Origin of the sequence: Actinomyces sp. HMT897, from assembly GCF_016626125.1 — a bacterium.
Classification (GTDB): Bacteria; Actinomycetota; Actinomycetes; order Actinomycetales; family Actinomycetaceae; genus Actinomyces.
Window position 1 is genome coordinate 3,139,305 of the sequence record NZ_CP067336.1, and the last position, 15,827, is coordinate 3,155,131.

The window sequence follows — 15,827 nt, forward strand, 5'->3', positions numbered from 1 at the left end:
GCCCCGGCCGCCGTCGGGCGGCGCAGGCGGTCGGGAGGCGCGGGCGGCCCGGCGCACCTGGCTGGCATGCGTCCCCCTAGGATGACCCCATGGCGGAGACAAGTAGCACGGGCACCCGGAACGCACCCAGGGACGACTTCGTCCACCTCCACGTCCACACCGACTACTCCATGCTGGACGGCGCGGGCAAGATCAAGGACTACGTCGCCGAGGCCAGGCGCCTGGGCCAGCCGGCCCTGGCCATTACCGACCACGGCTACATGTTCGGCGCCTACGAGTTCTACGCCGCCGCCAGGGCCGCCGGTATCAAGCCGATTATCGGGGTCGAGGCCTATATGACCCCGGGCACCTCCCGCTTCGACCGGACCCGCGTCTTCTGGGGGGACGAGTCCCAGCGCGGCGACGACGTCTCCGCCCGCGGCTCCTACACGCACATGACCCTCCTGTCACGCACCAACGAGGGCCTGCACAACCTCATGCGCCTGGACTCCCTGGCCTCCCTGGAGGGGCAGTGGGGCAAGAACCCGCGCATGGACCGCGAGCTGCTCTCCCGCTACAGCGAAGGGCTGATCGGCACCTCCGGCTGCCCCTCCTCGGAGATCCAGACCCGCCTGCGCCTGGGCCAGTGGGACGAGGCGCTGCGGTGCGCCGGGGAGCTGCAGGACGTCTTCGGGCGCGACTTCTTCTACGTCGAGCTCATGGACCACGGCCTGGAGATCGAGCAGAGGGTCACCAAGGACCTGCTGCGCCTGGCCGAGAAGATCGGCGCCCCCCTACTGGCCACCAACGACTCCCACTACGTGCGCCCCGAGGACCGCACCATCCAGGACGCCATGCTGTGCATTAACTCCGGGTCGGTCCTGTCCGACCCGGACCGGTTCAAGTTCGACGGCGACACCTACTACCTGCGTCCCGGGGCGGAGATGCGCCGCCTCTTTACCGAGATGCCGGCCGCCTGCGACAACACCCTGCTGGTCGCCGAGCAGTGCGACGTGTCCTTCCAGACCGTGGACGAGGGCGCCTCCTTTATGCCCGTCTTCCCCGTCCCCGAGGGCGAGACCATGGAGTCCTGGTTCGTCTCCGAGTGCTGGTCGGGAATGGAGCGCAGATTCGGCGGTAACATCCCCCCCGAGTGCCGCAAGCAGGCGGACTACGAGATCGGCGTCATTACCCAGATGGGGTTCCCCGGCTACTTCCTGGTCGTGGCGGACTACATTAACTGGGCCAAGCGGCAGGGAATCCGGGTCGGGCCGGGACGCGGCTCGGGGGCGGGCTCCATGGTGGCCTACGCCATGGGTATCACCGAGCTCAACCCCCTGGAGCACGGGCTCATCTTCGAGCGCTTCCTCAACCCCGAGCGCATCTCCATGCCCGATATCGACGTCGACTTCGACGAGCGCCGGCGTGACGAGGTCATTGAGTACGTCAAGCGCAAGTACGGCGAGGACAAGGTCAGCCAGGTCGTCACCTACGGCGTCATCAAGGCCAAGCAGTCCCTGAAGGACTCCAGCCGGGTCATGGGATACCCCTACGCGGTGGGAGACCGCCTCACCAAGGCCATGCCCCCCACGGTCCAGGGCAAGGACATTACCATCAAGGGGATCTTCAACCCCTCCGACGAGCGCTACGGGGAGGCCGAGGAGTTCCGTAAGCTCCACACGGAGGACGCTGACGCCCAGAAGATCGTGGAGCTGGCCAAGGGGCTCGAGGGAATGACCCGGCAGTGGGGCGTGCACGCCTGCGCCGTCATTATGTCCTCGGCCACGCTCACCGACATTATCCCCATGATGCAGCGCGTCCAGGACGGGGCCTACATCACCCAGTTCGACTACCCCACCTGCGAGCACCTGGGCCTGCTCAAGATGGACTTCCTGGGGCTGCGCAACCTCACGGTCATCTCCGACGCCCTGGAGAACATCGTGGCCAACGGCAAGCCCGCCCTGGACATTGACAACGTGCCCCTGGACGACCAGGGCACCTACGAGCTGCTCTCGCGCGGCGAGACCCTGGGCGTCTTCCAGCTCGACGGCGGGGGCATGCGCACCCTCCTGCGCCTCATGCGGCCGGACAACTTCGAGGACATCTCCGCCGTCGGCGCCCTGTACCGGCCCGGGCCCATGGGAGCGGACTCCCACACCAACTACGCCCTGCGCAAGAACGGCCAGCAGGAGATCGTCCCCATCCACCCCGAGCTCAAGGAGGCCCTGGAGCCGATCCTGGGTACCACCCACGGACTGATCGTCTACCAGGAGCAGGTCATGAAGATCGCCACGGACCTGGCGGGCTTCACCATGGGCAAGGCCGACGCCCTGCGCAAGGCCATGGGGAAGAAGAAGATGGACATCCTGAACAAGATGTTCGTCGAGTTCGAGGCCGGGATGGTCTCCAACGGATTCTCCAAGGAGAGCGTCAAGACCCTGTGGGACGTGGTGGTCCCGTTCGCCAAGTACGCGTTCAACAAGGCGCACTCGGCGGCCTACGGCGTCGTGTCCTACTGGACCGCCTACCTCAAGGCGCACTACCCCACCGAGTACATGGCGGCCCTGCTGACGTCCCAGAAGGACAACAAGGACAAGCTGGCCGTCTACCTGGGGGAGTGCCGTCACATGGGTATTACCGTGCTGCCCCCGGACGTCAACGCCTCCCGGGCCCAGTTCTCCGCCGTCGGGGACGACGTGCGGTTCGGCCTGTCGGCTATCCGCAACGTGGGCCTCAACGTGGTCGACGCCATTGTCAGGGCCCGCCAGGAGAAGGGCGAGTTCACCAGCTTCGAGGACTTCCTGGACAAGGTCCCGGCGGTGGTGTGCAACAAGCGCACCATCGACTCCCTCATTAAGGCCGGGGCGTTCGACTCCCTGGGCCGTACGCGCCGCAGCCTGCAGGCCGTCCACGAGGACCTGGTTGACGAGATCATCGGGGTCAAGCGCAACGAGGCCGCCGGCCAGTTCGACCTCTTCGCCTCCCTGACGGGCGGTGAGGCGCAGGACGACGCATTCGGCTCCGGCCCGGTCTTCTCCTCCGAGGTCCCCGACCTCCCCGAGTGGGACAAGAAGGACAAGCTGGCCTTTGAGCGCGAGATGCTGGGACTGTACGTCTCCGACCACCCGCTCCTGGGCCTGGAGGGGATCCTGGGCAAGCTCAGCGACACCGAGATCTCCGACCTCATCGGGGACGAGGAGCGGTCTGACGGCGCCGTGGTCACCATTGCCGGGCTCATTACCTCCCTGACCCGCAAGACCACCAAGCAGGGCAACCTGTGGGCGATCGCGCAGATCGAGGACCTGGGCGGGAGCCTGGAGGCGCTGTTCTTCCCCGCCACCTACCAGACGGTCTCCACCATGCTGGCCCCTGACACGGTGGTCACCGTGCGCGGGCGCCTCAACCGGCGCGACGGCCAGGTGGCCCTGTACGCCCAGGAGATGACCATCCCCGACGTGGCCAGCGCCGCCAACGAGGCGGTGACCCTCACCCTGCCGTCGAACCGCTGCACCGTCCCGCTGGTGGAGCGGCTGCGCGAGGTGCTCACCAAGCACCCGGGGATGTCCACGGTACGCCTCAACCTCACCAGCCCCGGGCGCGAGATCCGCACCCAGCTCGACGACGCCCTGCGCGTGGAGGCCACCGCGGCCTTCTACTCCGACATAAAGGCCCTGCTCGGCCCCGGCTGCCTGCGCTGAGGCCGGTGCGGGCCTCCGGTTGGCGGGCTCAGGCCGGCGAGGCCTGTCGCGTGAGGCTGGTGCCAGTGCGGGCCCTAGGCCAGCGGGCTCAGGCCGGCGGGACCCCGGGCCAGCGGGCCCAGACTGGCACGGAGGCTGGCGTAGGGCCTGGCCGCGCCCAGCGCGCTGCTCGCCGCCACGGGCAAGCAGGCCCAGGCAGGCGCGGAGGCTGTGCTGGCGGGCTCGTCTGCTCTGCCGGGTCTGCGGGTCAGGCCCCGGCGACGCGAGCGCCGACCCGGGCGGAGGGGGCCTCCACCTCGACCACGTCCCCCGCCTCCAGACGGTGTCCGCGGCGCCTCTCGACCCGGCCGTTGACGCTCACGTCCCCGCACTGGACGGCGAGGCGGGCCGAGGCGCCGTCCTCCACGAGTCCGGCGAGCTTGAGGAACTGGCCGAGCTTGATCTCGCCTCGGACGGGGACGGCGGGGTAGGGCTGGTGGGTGCTCACGCCCCCATTCTCCCAGCCCCGGTACCCGTGTCCGCCCCGTGCGCCTCTGACGTACTGTGCGTTCGGGCAGCTAGGAGTGCTCGCCCCGGAGGCCCGAACGCCTCGGCATCTCAGCTAATTGCGTTATTGCGCAATAACTAGATAACCTGGTGACGTGCTCAGCATCCTCCGACAGCGCACCTACCGCCGTCTCTTCCTGGCCCACGTGGTCTCCCTGGTAGGCACGGGCCTGGCCACCGTGGCCCTGGGGCTGCTGGCCTACGGGCTCGCCGGGGCCCGCGCCGGCGGCGTCCTGGGGACCGCCCTGGCCATTAAGATGGTGGCCTACGTCGGCGTCGCCCCCGTGGCGGCCACCCTGCTGGAGGGCCGTCCGCGCCGCACGGTCCTGGCCGTCGCCCAGGGCGTGCGCCTGGCCAGCGCCCTCGCCCTGCCGCTGGTGGACCAGGTCTGGCAGGTGTACCTGCTCATTGCCGTCCTCCAGTGCGCCTCCGCGGTCTTCACCCCCACCCTCAGCTCGGTCGTCCCCGACGTCCTGCCCCGGGAGGAGGACTACACCTCCGCCCTGTCCCTGACGCGCGTGGCCGCGGACCTGGAGAGCGTCCTCTCCCCGGGGCTCGCCGCCGGGCTGCTCCTGGTCCTGCCCGCCGGGCGGCTCTTTGACATCACCGCCCTGGGGTTCGCCGCCTCGGCGCTGCTCATTGCGGGTGCGGGCGTGCCCGCCCGCGCGCCCGGCAGCCGGGAGGCCCCCTTCTGGGAGCGGGTCCGCCGGGGCACGGCCCTGTTCGTCCGCCTGCGGGCGCTGCGGCCGGTGGTTGCCCTGGACGTGGTGGTCGCCGCCCCCTGCGCCTTCGTCCTGGTCCACTCCGTGGTGCTGGTACGCGAGCGCCTGGGGCTGGGGGAGGCGGCCCTGGGCGTCGTCCTGGCCGTCAACGGGGCCGGGTCCATGCTCGTGGCGGCCCTGCTGCCCCGGCTCCTGGAGGCGGTGGGGCAGCGCCGGGTCATGCTCACCGGCGCCGTCGTCCTGGTGCTCGGCGGGGTCGGGGAGACCGGTCTCACCCTCCTGCCCGACGCCGCCCTGGCCCCGGCGCTCCTGGCGACCTGGCTGGTGGTCGGGGCGGGGTGGGCGGCCGTGGAGGTCCCGGTGGGCCGCATTGTCCGCCGCGAGGTCCCCGACGCCGACCTGCCGGCCGCCTTCGCCGCGGACTTCTCCGTCTCCCACGCCTGCTGGCTCCTGACCTACCCCCTGGTGGGGTGGCTCGGTGCGGCCAGCCTGCCCCTGGCGGCCGGGACCATGACGCTCCTGGCCGCTCTGGGCACCGTGGCGGCCGTACGCCTGTGGCCCCCGGATGCGGAGACGACACGTCTCACGGCGGCGACCTGTTGACCGACATGAACCGTGGCCCCCGGACGCGGGGACGGGTAGTAGGCCCCGCTGCCGGGGCCGGCAGGTGGCCCACCGGTTGCTGAGCCGGTGCCGCCGGGGCCTCCGCCTGGGCCGGTAGGCGGATCTCTCCCGGGTCCGTCCCCGGGCCACCTGGGCCCGCCCAGACCATTGGGTGGGGCCTTGTGGGCCGCGCCTACGAGCCAATCAGGCTATTCGGGCCCCGCCCGGACCGTTGGAGCCCCGCCCCCAGGCGGTAGTGGCCCAGCCCAGCGCGTGCGGGGATGATCCGGCGACCCAAGCCCCGCCCTCGGGCGGTAGGGTCCTGGCCATGAGCCAGAACCGGTCCGCCCAGCCCCCCGGGCGCTCGCCCACGGCCGCCGAGCTGGAGCGGTCCGCGCGCATCCTCAGGCTCCTGGCCGACCCCACCCGTCTGGCCATACTGGCCTGCCTGCGCCAGGGTGAGCGCGGCGTCGGGGAGATCGCTCAGGGGCTGGGCCGGCCCCTGCCCGCCGTGTCCCAGCACCTGGCGAGGCTGCGTGACGGCAGCCTCGTCACAGTGCGGCGGGAGGCCAACCGCTCCTACTACGCCCTGGCCAACGAGCACGTGGAGCTCCTGGTCACCAACACCCTGGAGCAGGCCGAGCACGTCCTCTACCCACTGCCGCCCCACCACCGCTGAGCGGCACCGGGCACGGGACAGGCGGTCCCCCGGCACCGGGTGCGTAGCGGGTCGGGAGACCGGGTAGCGCGGCGTGGCATGGGGCAGGCGGACCCCGGCGTCGGGCACAGGACAGGCGGGATACCGGTATTGGGCTCGTGATGCGGTGGGAGACCAGACGCCGTCATGGCATGCCTTCCAGGCCTGGGCGGGCGTGTGGAACACCAGGCAGACCGCGGTCACCGCCGTGACTATGCCTTCCCCAGGCCTGGGTAGGCGCGTAGCGGGGCTGGAGACCGGCTAGGGCAGGCGGACCCCGGCGTCGGGCTCGTGGCGGCGGGGGCCGGGAGCCGGTACGGTGGGGGCGTCCCGCAGCCGACCGGGCAGGTTCCCGGCCCACCCGCCAGTGACAAGGAGGTCACCCATGGCACTGTTTGAGGTCCCCTTTGAGTCAGCCAACCACCGCGACCAGATCCAGGCGTGGATCTACACCCCGACCACCGCCCCGCGCGGTGTCGTCCAGGTCATCCACGGCCTGGGCGAGCACTCGCGCCGCTACCTCCACCTCATTACCACCCTGCTCGACGCCGGCTTCGTGGTGGCCGCCGACGACCACGCCGGCCACGGGCGCACCGCCATGGTCTCGGGCGTGTGGCAGGACACGGGCCAGGACGGGGCCCACGTCGTCGTGGCAGACGAGCAGCACCTGCGTCAGGTCGTCACCGGGCGCTTCGAGGGGCTCCCCTACATCCTGTTCGGCCACTCCTGGGGCTCCATGATCGCCCGGGTCCTGGCGTCGCGCCACCCCGAGGGCCTGGCGGGCCTGGTGCTGTGCGGTGTCGCCGCCCAGATGAGGGGTCTGGAGGACCCCGCCCTGCTGCGCGCCCTGGAGGCCGCCGTCACCGAGCGAGGGGGGCAGGCGCTGGACGACGACGGCCTCTTCGGGGCCGCCTTCGCCGGTGCCCTGGACCGCTTTGAGGACGTGCGCCGCCCCACCGACTGGGTGGCCCTGGACCGCGGGGTCGTCGAGGACCACGCCGTGGACCCCTTCAACAACTTCGGCGCCCCCATGACCCTGCGCTTCGCCCGGGACTTCGCCGTCCTCTACGCCCAGGCCAACGACCCCGCCTGGGTCGAGACGCTGCCCCGGGACCTGCCGGTGCTGGTGCTGGCCGGCGACCAGGACCCGGTGGCCAACTACGGTGAGGGCGCCTACCACGTGGCCAACTGCCTGTGGGGTGCCGGGCTGCGCGACGTACGCACCCGCGTCTACACCGGGGTGCGTCACGAGGTCCACAACGAGCCCTCTACCCGCGCCGACGTCGAGGCCGAGGTGGTCGCCTTCGCCCGGCACTGCGCGAGGACCGGCCTTTAACCAGCGACGTACCTTAGCCACCGTTAACGTACCTTAGTCGCCGGGGAAGTACTCTAAAGGTACGTCCCCCATGGCTAAGGCACGTCCCCGGTGGGCCAAGGCGAGGACGGGCGGGGCGAGGACGTACGGGGCGAGGACAGGCGAAGGCGAGAAGCGAGGGCGGGCGTGGGCGGCGAAACGGTAGGGTCCTGACCATGGTGACCACCTCCGACGCCCCGACGGACGCCCCCGGCGCGACGGCCCCACAGGACCTGGTCCTGACCACGGGGGAGCGCTACCCGGTGGGGGAGCGGCTGCACACCCTCACGCCCCGCCTGGCCCGGGCCGCCGCCGACGCCCGGCAGGTCCTGGTGGACGTGGCCGCGCACCGCGAGACCATCACCTACGGCGAGCTCAGCGAGGAGATCGGGGGAGCGGTCCTGCCCCGTCACATGGGGCCGCTGCTGCACATGCTCGACCACGACTGCGCCGCCCGCGGGGAGCCCGCCCTGGCCGCCCTGGTGGTGAGCGCCGCCAGCGGCGAGGTGGGGACCGCCTCCACCACCTGGGCCCCGCCCGAGCGCCTGGCCTGCTGGGAGTACTGGGCCCCGTGAGCCGCCGGCATGCCGCCTGTGACACGGGCCGCCCCGGCGCCGCTGCGGTGGCATGCCCTGTGTGCTCAGACGGTCCCGCAGGACCTGACACCACCAACAGGGGGCTGACGGCAGGGGACGTGTCACAGTGCCGCTGTGCGCCGACCAACCACGGATCACGGTATGGTAACACCCGTTGATGACCTCTACCTTTTGGGAACAAGGAGCCATGCTGGGAATACGACCCGTGTCTCGTCGTCTATGCGCCTATCTTCTGACAGTATTTATGCTGGTCGCCGTGGGTAGCCTGGTGCCCTCGCAGGCCCTGGCCGCCCCGGCGGGGACAACCGTCTACGTCTCGGCCCAGTCCGGGTCCGACGCCGCCGACGGCAGCGCGGAGCACCCGCTACGCACCCTGGGGGCCGCGCTGTCGGCCGCCGCCCCGGGGGACACGATCGAGCTCGCCGAGGGGACCTACCGCGAGGGCGAGCTGTTCGTGGACAAGTCCGTGACGATCCGCGCCGCCCAGGGCGCCTCCCCCGTGCTCTCCGGGGCCACGGTCCCCACCTCCTGGACGCCCTCGCAGGGGGGCACCTGGTCCACCGCGACCGACATGGTGCGCTTCTGCACCGTGTGCACGGTCAACGCCAACCCCGCCGTCGAGGGGATGGCCGCGCACCCTGAGCAGGTCTTCGTCGACGGCGTCCCCCTGACCCAGGTGGCCTCCCCGGACCAGGTGACGGCCTCCAGCTTCTACGTCCAGGACCCGGACCCGGTCACCCTCAAGGACCCCACCAACAACCGGGCCGGCTACAACGTCAAACCGCACACCGGTACCGCCTACGTCATCGGCGTGGACCCGGCGGCCCACACCGTCGAGGTGGTCCAGCACTCGCGTGCCATGTCCGTGGCCGCGGACGGCACCACCCTCTCGGGCCTGGTGGTGGAGAAGTACGCCCCGGTGGCGCAGTGGGACTACCCCGACCCCGAGATCGGCACCGCCTCCGGCGGCGCCATGCTGGTGACCTCCGCCAACGCGGTCCGCGTGGAGAACTCCGTCTTCCGCTACTCCTCAGGGGCCACCGCCCTGGGGATCACCAGCGCCGCCGGCGCCACGGTGACCGGAAACCGCTTCGAGCACAACGGGGCCGGCGGGTTCGGGGTCGTGGACTCCAGCGACGTGACCGTGGAGCACAACACCTGGACGGACAACAACACCGACGGGTTCAACACCACCTCCTGCGGCGCCTACTGCACGATCGCGGACATGAAGATGACCCACTCCCAGCGCCTCCGGGTCGCCTTCAACACGGTGGACTACTCCTTCACCGGCGTCGACGTCTCCGACCCCAGCCAGGAGTCCCGGGACCAGCACGGGGCCATCTGGTTCGACGAGGGCATCATGGACTCCCAGATCGTGGGCAACAACCTGGTCAATGTGCCGGTGGGTATCTTCAACGAGGTCTCCTCCAACACCACGATCGCCTCCAACCTCGTCAACGGCGCACGCACCGGCATCCACATCTCAGGATCCAATGACACCAAGGTGTGGAACAACACCGTCTCCCACGCCCTGACCAGCGTCATGATCCAGGAGGACTCCCGCTCCAAGGGCTGCAACGCCCGTCGGCCCGACGGCGTGTGCGTCGCGGTGGAGCCCTGGAGCACCAACCACGGCCTGTCCTGGGACACCACCGGCACCAGCGTGGTCAACAACATCTTCTCCTCCGAGCAGACCATCCCGGCCCCCGGTGACGTGTGGCGCTACTCCGCTATGATCCAGGTCACCGGCGGTACCAACGACGACGGCTCCGGGTCGGTCTACGCCAACGAGATGGTGCGCCTGATCGACAACAACGTCTACTACCGGCCCGTGGACACCGGCCTGCCCTCCACCACGGTCCTGTGGAACTGGGGCGCGGACCTGGCCAACCAGAGCATTAACGCCTCCTCCCTGGCGGACTTCACCGCCAGCCCCCACGTCACCGCCGAGGGCAAGGAGGCCAGCGGCCTGGACCTGCACGGTGACGGCGCGGGCAACCCCCTGTTCGTCTCCGAGCCGGTCCAGACCACGGCCTGGGGTACCGCGGACCTGCACCTCAAGGACGGCAGCCCCGCCTCGGGCACCGGACGGCCCCTGCCCCAGGACGTCGCCCAGGTCGTGGGCCTCCCGGCGGGCACGGCCGTGGACCGCGGGGTCCTGAGCAACGAGGCGTGGCAGCCTGCCGCCCAGCCGGCGCCCGCACCCCAGCCCACCCCGGAGCCCCAGGCCCAGCCCACCTCCCAGCAGCCCGCCCCGGCGCCCGTCGTCACGCCCGCGGCGGCCCAGCCCGCGGTCCTGAGCGGGTCCACGCCCACGGCTGCCGTGGCGCAGGCCCCGGTCCAGGCCCCCAGGGGCCGGACGCCGGTGTGGATCCCGGTGGCTGTCGGACTGGGCCTAGCCGCCCTGGTCGTCACCGGCCTCCTCCTGGGCAGGCCCCTGCTGGCCCGTCTGAGGGGAACCGCTCCCGGGGGCCCCGCCTAGGGCGTCTCCAGCCCGCTGGCAGCCAGGTAGCCCTGGATTCCCGGGGCCCCGCCCAGGGCCGCCGGGCGGTAGGCGGGGTGGTGTTACCGCGACCCTGCGGAGTCGGCCCGTATCCTGGACGCGGGGCGGACACGGGGCCGTGGTAACGCGGGCCCCGGTCGGGAGTAGGCTTGCCGGGTACGGTCCCCGTGCCCAGGAAGGTGTTAGGACATGACCTCCTCTCAGGCCCTTGGCGCCCCGCCCCTGCGTGCCCCTGACCAGGCCGACGACGCGGCGGGTCGTATCGACGCCCGGGGCCGGGCCGCCCTGGCCCGCCTGGGCGTGACCCTCCGGCCCCCGCGCTCCCCGGGCCTCGAGGCCTCCTCCGTGCTGACCGGGACCAGGATGGGGACCCTGCCGCGCACCCGTCCCGAGGCCCTGGCCGCCTTGGCGGACCGGGCGCGCGCCGCCCAGCAGCGCTGGGAGACGGTCAGCGTGCGGGACCGGGGCCGGGTGCTCCTGGCATTCCACGACCTGCTCTGGCAGGAGCGGCAGGCCCTGCTCGACCTCGTCCAGTGGGAGTGCGGCAAGGCCCGGGCCCATGCCTTCGAGGAGCTGGCCGACACGGCCATGAACGCCCGCTACTACGCGGCGACGGCGCACCGCCACCTGGCCCGGCGCCGTCGCCGCGGTGCCGTGGCGGGCCTGACCCGGGTCACCGTCGGCTACCAGCCCAAGGGCCTGGTAGGCGTGATCTCCCCTTGGAACTACCCCCTGACCCTGGCGGCCTCGGACGCCTTGGCCGCCCTGGTCGCGGGCAACGCGGTCATGCTCAAGCCCGACAGCCTCACCCCCCTGACCGCCCTGGCCGTGCGCTCCCTGCTGAGGCGCGCGGGCCTGCCCGAGGGGCTCCTGACCGTGGTCCTGGGGCCGGGGGCCGAGCTCGGGACGCCCCTGGTCAAGGCCTGTGACGCGGTCATGTTCACCGGCTCGTCGGCCACCGGCGCGACGGTGGCGGTCCAGGGCGCGGCCCGCCTGGTGAGCGTGTCGGCCGAGCTCGGCGGCAAGAACCCGCTCATTGTGCGCGCCGACGCGCCCCTGCGCCGGACGGTGCGCGGCGCGCTCAGGGCCTGCTTCTCCAACTCCGGGCAGCTGTGCGTCTCCATTGAGCGCGTCTACGTCCACGAGGCCGTCTGGGACCGGTTCGTGCCCGCCTTCGTGTCGGCCGCCCGCACCCTGCGGGTGGGGGCCGACATGGAGTGGTCCACCGGCATGGGCCCGCTGATCAGCCCCGCCCACCTGGAGCGGGTCCACGCCCACGTGGAGGACGCCGTCGCCCGGGGGGCCACTGTCCTGACCGGCGGGCACCCCCTGCCCGGTACCCACCCCACCGCCTACGCACCCACCGTCCTGACCGGGGTGGGGCCCGGCATGAGGGTCTACCGGGAGGAGACCTTCGGTCCCGTCGTCGCCCTGTACCCGGTGGCGGACGACGCCGCCGCCCTGGCCGCCGCCAACGACAGCCCCTACGGCCTCAACGCCTCGGTGTGGACCCGGGACACCGCCGCTGGCCGGGCGCTGGCACGTCGCCTGCGCTGCGGCACCGTCAACGTCAACGAGGGCTACGCCGCCACCTGGGGCTCGACCGACGCGCCCATGGGCGGTATGGGGGCCTCCGGCCTGGGACGACGCCACGGGCCGGAGGGGATCCGCAAGTACACCGAGGTCCAGGCCGTCGCCGTGCAGCACGGGCTGAGCCTGCAGGCGCCCCCGGGCGTGGGGGAGCGGGCCTGGGCGGGGGCGCTGGCCACCTACCTGCGTGGCCTGCGGCACCTGACCTGCCCGCTGCGCTGACACCCCTGACCGCTGCGCTGACACGAGACCCCGGCAGCACGGACATTCTGGCGAGTGCTGGCACCCCTGCCCGCTGCGCCGCCACCCGCCGACACTAAGGACCCTGACATGAGAAGCACAGCGCGGACCCGTCCCCTGTCTCCCGCCCGTTCGCGTCGCACCCCCGTGCGGGGCGCCGTCGTCCTGGTCACCGGGGCGGCCTCCGGAATCGGCGCCCTCGTGGCCGTCCAGGCCGCCCACCGGGGCGCCCGGGCCGTGGTCCTCTGGGACCTGGACCTGCCCGCCGCCCAGGACGTGGCCACCCGGGTCCAGGCCGCCGGGGCCACCTGCCTGGCCCAGCGGGTGGACCTGCGCGACGCCCGTGAGGTGGAGGCCGCCGGGCGGGTGGTCCTGGAGCGCCTGGGAAGGGTGGACGTACTGGTCAACTCCGCGGGGGTGGTCACCGGCAGGCGCTTCGAGGACCTCTCCGAGGAGGACGTGGTGCGCACCTTCGACGTCAACGTCCTGGCCCTGTACCGGGTGGTGCGCTGCTTCCTGCCCGGTATGCGCACCCGGGACCGGGGCTGCGTGGTGACCATCGCCTCCGCCGCCGGGCTGGTGGGCGTGGCCCGGCAGACCGACTACTCGGCCTCCAAGTTCGCCGCCGTCGGCTTTATGGAGTCGCTGCGCAGTGAGCTGCGCCGCTCCGGCTCCCACGTGCGCACCCTGGTGGTCGCGCCGTACTACGTCTCCACCGGCATGTTCGCCGGCGTGCGCACCCGCGTCCCCCTCCTGCTGCCCGTCCTGGAGCCGGAGCGTGTGGCCAGCCAGGTCCTGGACTCCGTCGAGCGCGGGGACGCCCGGCGGATCCTGCCGTGGTTCGCCAACGCGGTCCTGCTGGTCAAGGCCCTGCCGGTACCGGTGGCCGACGCGGTCACGGACCTGTTCGGCATCTCGACCACCATGGACACCTTCACCGGCCGCCCCGGGCACTGAGCCAGCCGCCCCGGGCACCAGGTAGGGGCCATGGGCGTGCCTGCGCCCGCTGAGGCCCGGGGACGGGCACAATACAGCCAGGACGGTGGCCCGCGGACCGTCGCTGCGCCACCCCTCCTGCCGGTGCGCGCCAAAGCCGCCTGCACCCGCCCAGGCGGTTCCTGAGCGCGGCCCACCTGGTACCGGTGGGACGTCCTTGTCCAAGTGTCGGAGTCCGGGACGACGTCGTCTGCCCGGAGGCGCGGTCGCCAGGCCCGTGGTGACTGAAGAGGGAGCGAGTATGCTGGGGTACCGAAGCACCTTCACCGTGGCCGATCCCCGCGACTCGGTCGTGGACCGGGTCCGGGGGATTATGGTGCGCTGGTCGGAGGCGAAGCACGGGGAGGTGCTGGGGCCGCACGGGCTCGACGACCTCGTCCCCGGCAGCCGGGTGTCCCCGGCGCCCTCACTGGAGTTCTTCCTGGTCGACACCACGGAGGAGTCGGGGGACCGGATCATGGGGTTCGTCTGCGTCGAGAGCAACGGGCGTGACGCCTGGACGAGCCAGGTCATGGTGGCCGGCCCGGAGGAGGGCGGGCGTACCGTGATCGCGGTGGACATCGACGCCCAGTCCGCCTCGACGGAGCCGTCCCGCCCCACCACCATGGGCGTACCCCGTTTCGTGCGCAATATGCTGGAGGAGTTCGACTGCGACGACAACGGGATCACCCTGTCCAACGACCCGCGCGTGCTCCACGCCGAGGACGTGGACACCCTCATTAAGGAGCTCGGGGAGGACGACCACCACGGGCTCGTGCTCGTGGCGGGGACGCCCGAGGACTTCCCGGTGGACAGGTGGAAGAGCCTCATTGACAGCAAGGTCACCTGCGGGACGGCCGGGCAGAGCGCCGTCTACGTCCTGGACGCCAAGGCCACCGAGGCCTTCAATGCCAAGGTGTCCCCCCGCCACGAGGTCCTCCCGGGCGGGCTGCGTACCTTCCTGCCCGGTGCGCACCTGAACGAGCCGCAGGACGGGATCCGCCACAGGTTCCTGGTGCCGGGGTCGATCGCCGACGACGTCGCCTGCCAACGGGCCGCGCGCGCGATCGAGCGGCGCGCACGGAACTTCACCAACGAGCGGGCCCAGGACCGGCAGGTACGTCGCTACCGGCAGGTCCTGGACCGGCACCTGGACGACATCGTCTTCGCCCAGAGCGCCGAGAAGGAACGACGTCGCCTGGCCGTGCAGCCCTCGCTGCTGCCCAATGAGGCCTACACGGCCATTGAGCAGCAGATTCCCACGACGCTCACGGCTGACGCGCTGACGTCGCAGGCAGACCAGGTTACGCCGGTGCCCCGGGCGGACGCGACCGTGATCGAGGCGCTGCGCGTCGAGCTGGCCCAGGTCCGCTCGGAGGCGGAGAGCCTACGCACCGAGGCCGGTGAGCACCAGCGCGCGCTCCTGGCCGCCGAGACCACGAACGACGAGATACGCCAGCGCCTGGCCTCCTCCGCCAACGAGGTCGAGCGGCTCAACGAGCAGATCGAGGCGGTGATCGACGAGCGTGACCTGCTTAAGAAGGCCCACGAGGACCTTGAGCTCGAGCTCGCCATCGCCATTGAGGAGACGGACAAGTCCGTCCCCCGTATGGTGCGGGCGCAGCGTGAGATACTGCGCCTGCGTCGGCTCCTTGAGGACAACGGCCTGAGCGCGGAGGCCTGGAACGAGGATCCCGAGTCGGTGGGGCCGGAGCGCCCCTCGAGCTGGAACGAGCTGGCGGTGCGGGCCTCCAGCGGGCACCTGGAGGGGCTGCCGGGGGTCACCTTCACGTGCGACTGGGACATCGTGGCCGACCTCGACGACCACTCCGACGTCCTGTGGCTGACCAAGACCTGGCAGATTCTCCAGGTGCTGAGCGACTACGCGCGCGCCCGGGCCGACTCCGAATGCGGGGTCAAGAACCTCCACACCTACCTCCAGGAGACCCCGCCCGGCTACCTGCCCCTGCCCGCGAGCAAGTACAAACCACGGGAGTCCGACACCGTGACCAACCGGCCCGAGCTGGCCAAGGAACGCATGTTCCCCGTGCCCGTTACGGTCCCCGGCCGTGACCGCAACGGGTGCGTGTTCATGCAGGCGCACTTCGTGATCGCCCAGAGCAGCATGGTGTCCCCGCGCCTCTACCTCTACGACGCCACGAGGGTCAGGGGCTGCGGTGACGTCATTGTCGGCTATATCGGCCCGCACCTGAGGAACGCCCACACCAACTGAGGCGGGGGCGCCTCGTGTACGTCCACAGGGGCGCCCACAGGGGCGCCCACGCCAACTGGTGCGGGGTGCGGGGGCGCCCGGCGGGCCCGGG

The 15,827-nt window shown here is 71.6% G+C and carries 11 protein-coding genes; 9 read left to right on the plus strand and 2 right to left on the minus strand.

Translation table 11 applies throughout. From position 1 onward, the window contains the following. The first annotated feature begins 89 nt into the window (after positions 1 to 89). Positions 90 to 3,677 carry a DNA polymerase III subunit alpha gene (gene dnaE, locus JJJ15_RS12230; RefSeq protein ID WP_200510932.1) on the plus strand — a complete coding sequence of 1,196 codons (3,588 nt, stop codon included), beginning with the start codon at positions 90 to 92 and terminating at the stop codon, positions 3,675 to 3,677. A 247-nt stretch (positions 3,678 to 3,924) separates the two neighbouring features. Here dnaE and JJJ15_RS12235 read toward each other — a convergent pair whose 3' ends face one another. Next, the gene (locus JJJ15_RS12235; RefSeq protein WP_106108883.1) at positions 3,925 to 4,164 is read right to left on the minus strand and encodes an RNA-binding S4 domain-containing protein; all 240 of its coding nucleotides are present in this window, start codon (positions 4,162 to 4,164) and stop codon (positions 3,925 to 3,927) included. A 154-nt stretch (positions 4,165 to 4,318) separates the two neighbouring features. Between JJJ15_RS12235 and JJJ15_RS12240 the strand changes: the two genes are divergently transcribed. Both JJJ15_RS12240 and JJJ15_RS12245 read left to right on the plus strand, forming a co-directional pair. After that, positions 4,319 to 5,548 carry an MFS transporter gene (locus JJJ15_RS12240; RefSeq protein WP_106108884.1) on the plus strand — a complete coding sequence of 410 codons (1,230 nt, stop codon included), beginning with the start codon at positions 4,319 to 4,321 and terminating at the stop codon, positions 5,546 to 5,548. 328 nt (positions 5,549 to 5,876) lie between these two features. After that, positions 5,877 to 6,227 carry a metalloregulator ArsR/SmtB family transcription factor gene (locus JJJ15_RS12245; RefSeq protein WP_106108885.1) on the plus strand — a complete coding sequence of 117 codons (351 nt, stop codon included), beginning with the start codon at positions 5,877 to 5,879 and terminating at the stop codon, positions 6,225 to 6,227. Between the two features lie 279 nt (positions 6,228 to 6,506). On the opposite strand, the gene JJJ15_RS13570 is transcribed toward JJJ15_RS12245, so the two are convergent. Continuing rightward, positions 6,507 to 6,632 (minus strand): hypothetical protein, encoded by a 126-nt coding sequence (locus JJJ15_RS13570; RefSeq protein ID WP_281433026.1) that lies wholly within the window; start codon positions 6,630 to 6,632, stop codon positions 6,507 to 6,509. Here JJJ15_RS13570 and JJJ15_RS12250 point away from each other — a divergent pair. The 6 genes from JJJ15_RS12250 (at position 6,631) to JJJ15_RS12275 (ending at position 15,736) form a co-directional block, all read left to right on the plus strand. Beyond that, positions 6,631 to 7,581 (plus strand): alpha/beta fold hydrolase, encoded by a 951-nt coding sequence (locus JJJ15_RS12250; protein WP_106108886.1) that lies wholly within the window; start codon positions 6,631 to 6,633, stop codon positions 7,579 to 7,581. The genes JJJ15_RS13570 and JJJ15_RS12250 overlap by 2 nt on opposite strands. A gap of 194 nt (positions 7,582 to 7,775) precedes the next feature. Next, positions 7,776 to 8,174 (plus strand): hypothetical protein, encoded by a 399-nt coding sequence (locus tag JJJ15_RS12255; protein WP_106108887.1) that lies wholly within the window; start codon positions 7,776 to 7,778, stop codon positions 8,172 to 8,174. 277 nt (positions 8,175 to 8,451) lie between these two features. Next, on the plus strand, positions 8,452 to 10,677 hold the full coding sequence (locus JJJ15_RS12260) for a right-handed parallel beta-helix repeat-containing protein (protein WP_246742071.1): 2,226 nt from the start codon (positions 8,452 to 8,454) through the stop codon (positions 10,675 to 10,677). A 210-nt stretch (positions 10,678 to 10,887) separates the two neighbouring features. Continuing rightward, positions 10,888 to 12,510, plus strand: a complete 1,623-nt coding sequence (locus tag JJJ15_RS12265) for a succinic semialdehyde dehydrogenase (protein WP_200510934.1) — start codon at positions 10,888 to 10,890, stop codon at positions 12,508 to 12,510. A 108-nt stretch (positions 12,511 to 12,618) separates the two neighbouring features. Further along, positions 12,619 to 13,485, plus strand: coding sequence for an SDR family oxidoreductase (locus tag JJJ15_RS12270; protein WP_200510935.1), 867 nt, complete (start codon positions 12,619 to 12,621; stop codon positions 13,483 to 13,485). A gap of 280 nt (positions 13,486 to 13,765) precedes the next feature. Continuing rightward, the gene (locus JJJ15_RS12275; protein ID WP_200510936.1) at positions 13,766 to 15,736 is read left to right on the plus strand and encodes a hypothetical protein; all 1,971 of its coding nucleotides are present in this window, start codon (positions 13,766 to 13,768) and stop codon (positions 15,734 to 15,736) included. Positions 15,737 to 15,827 lie beyond the last annotated feature (91 nt).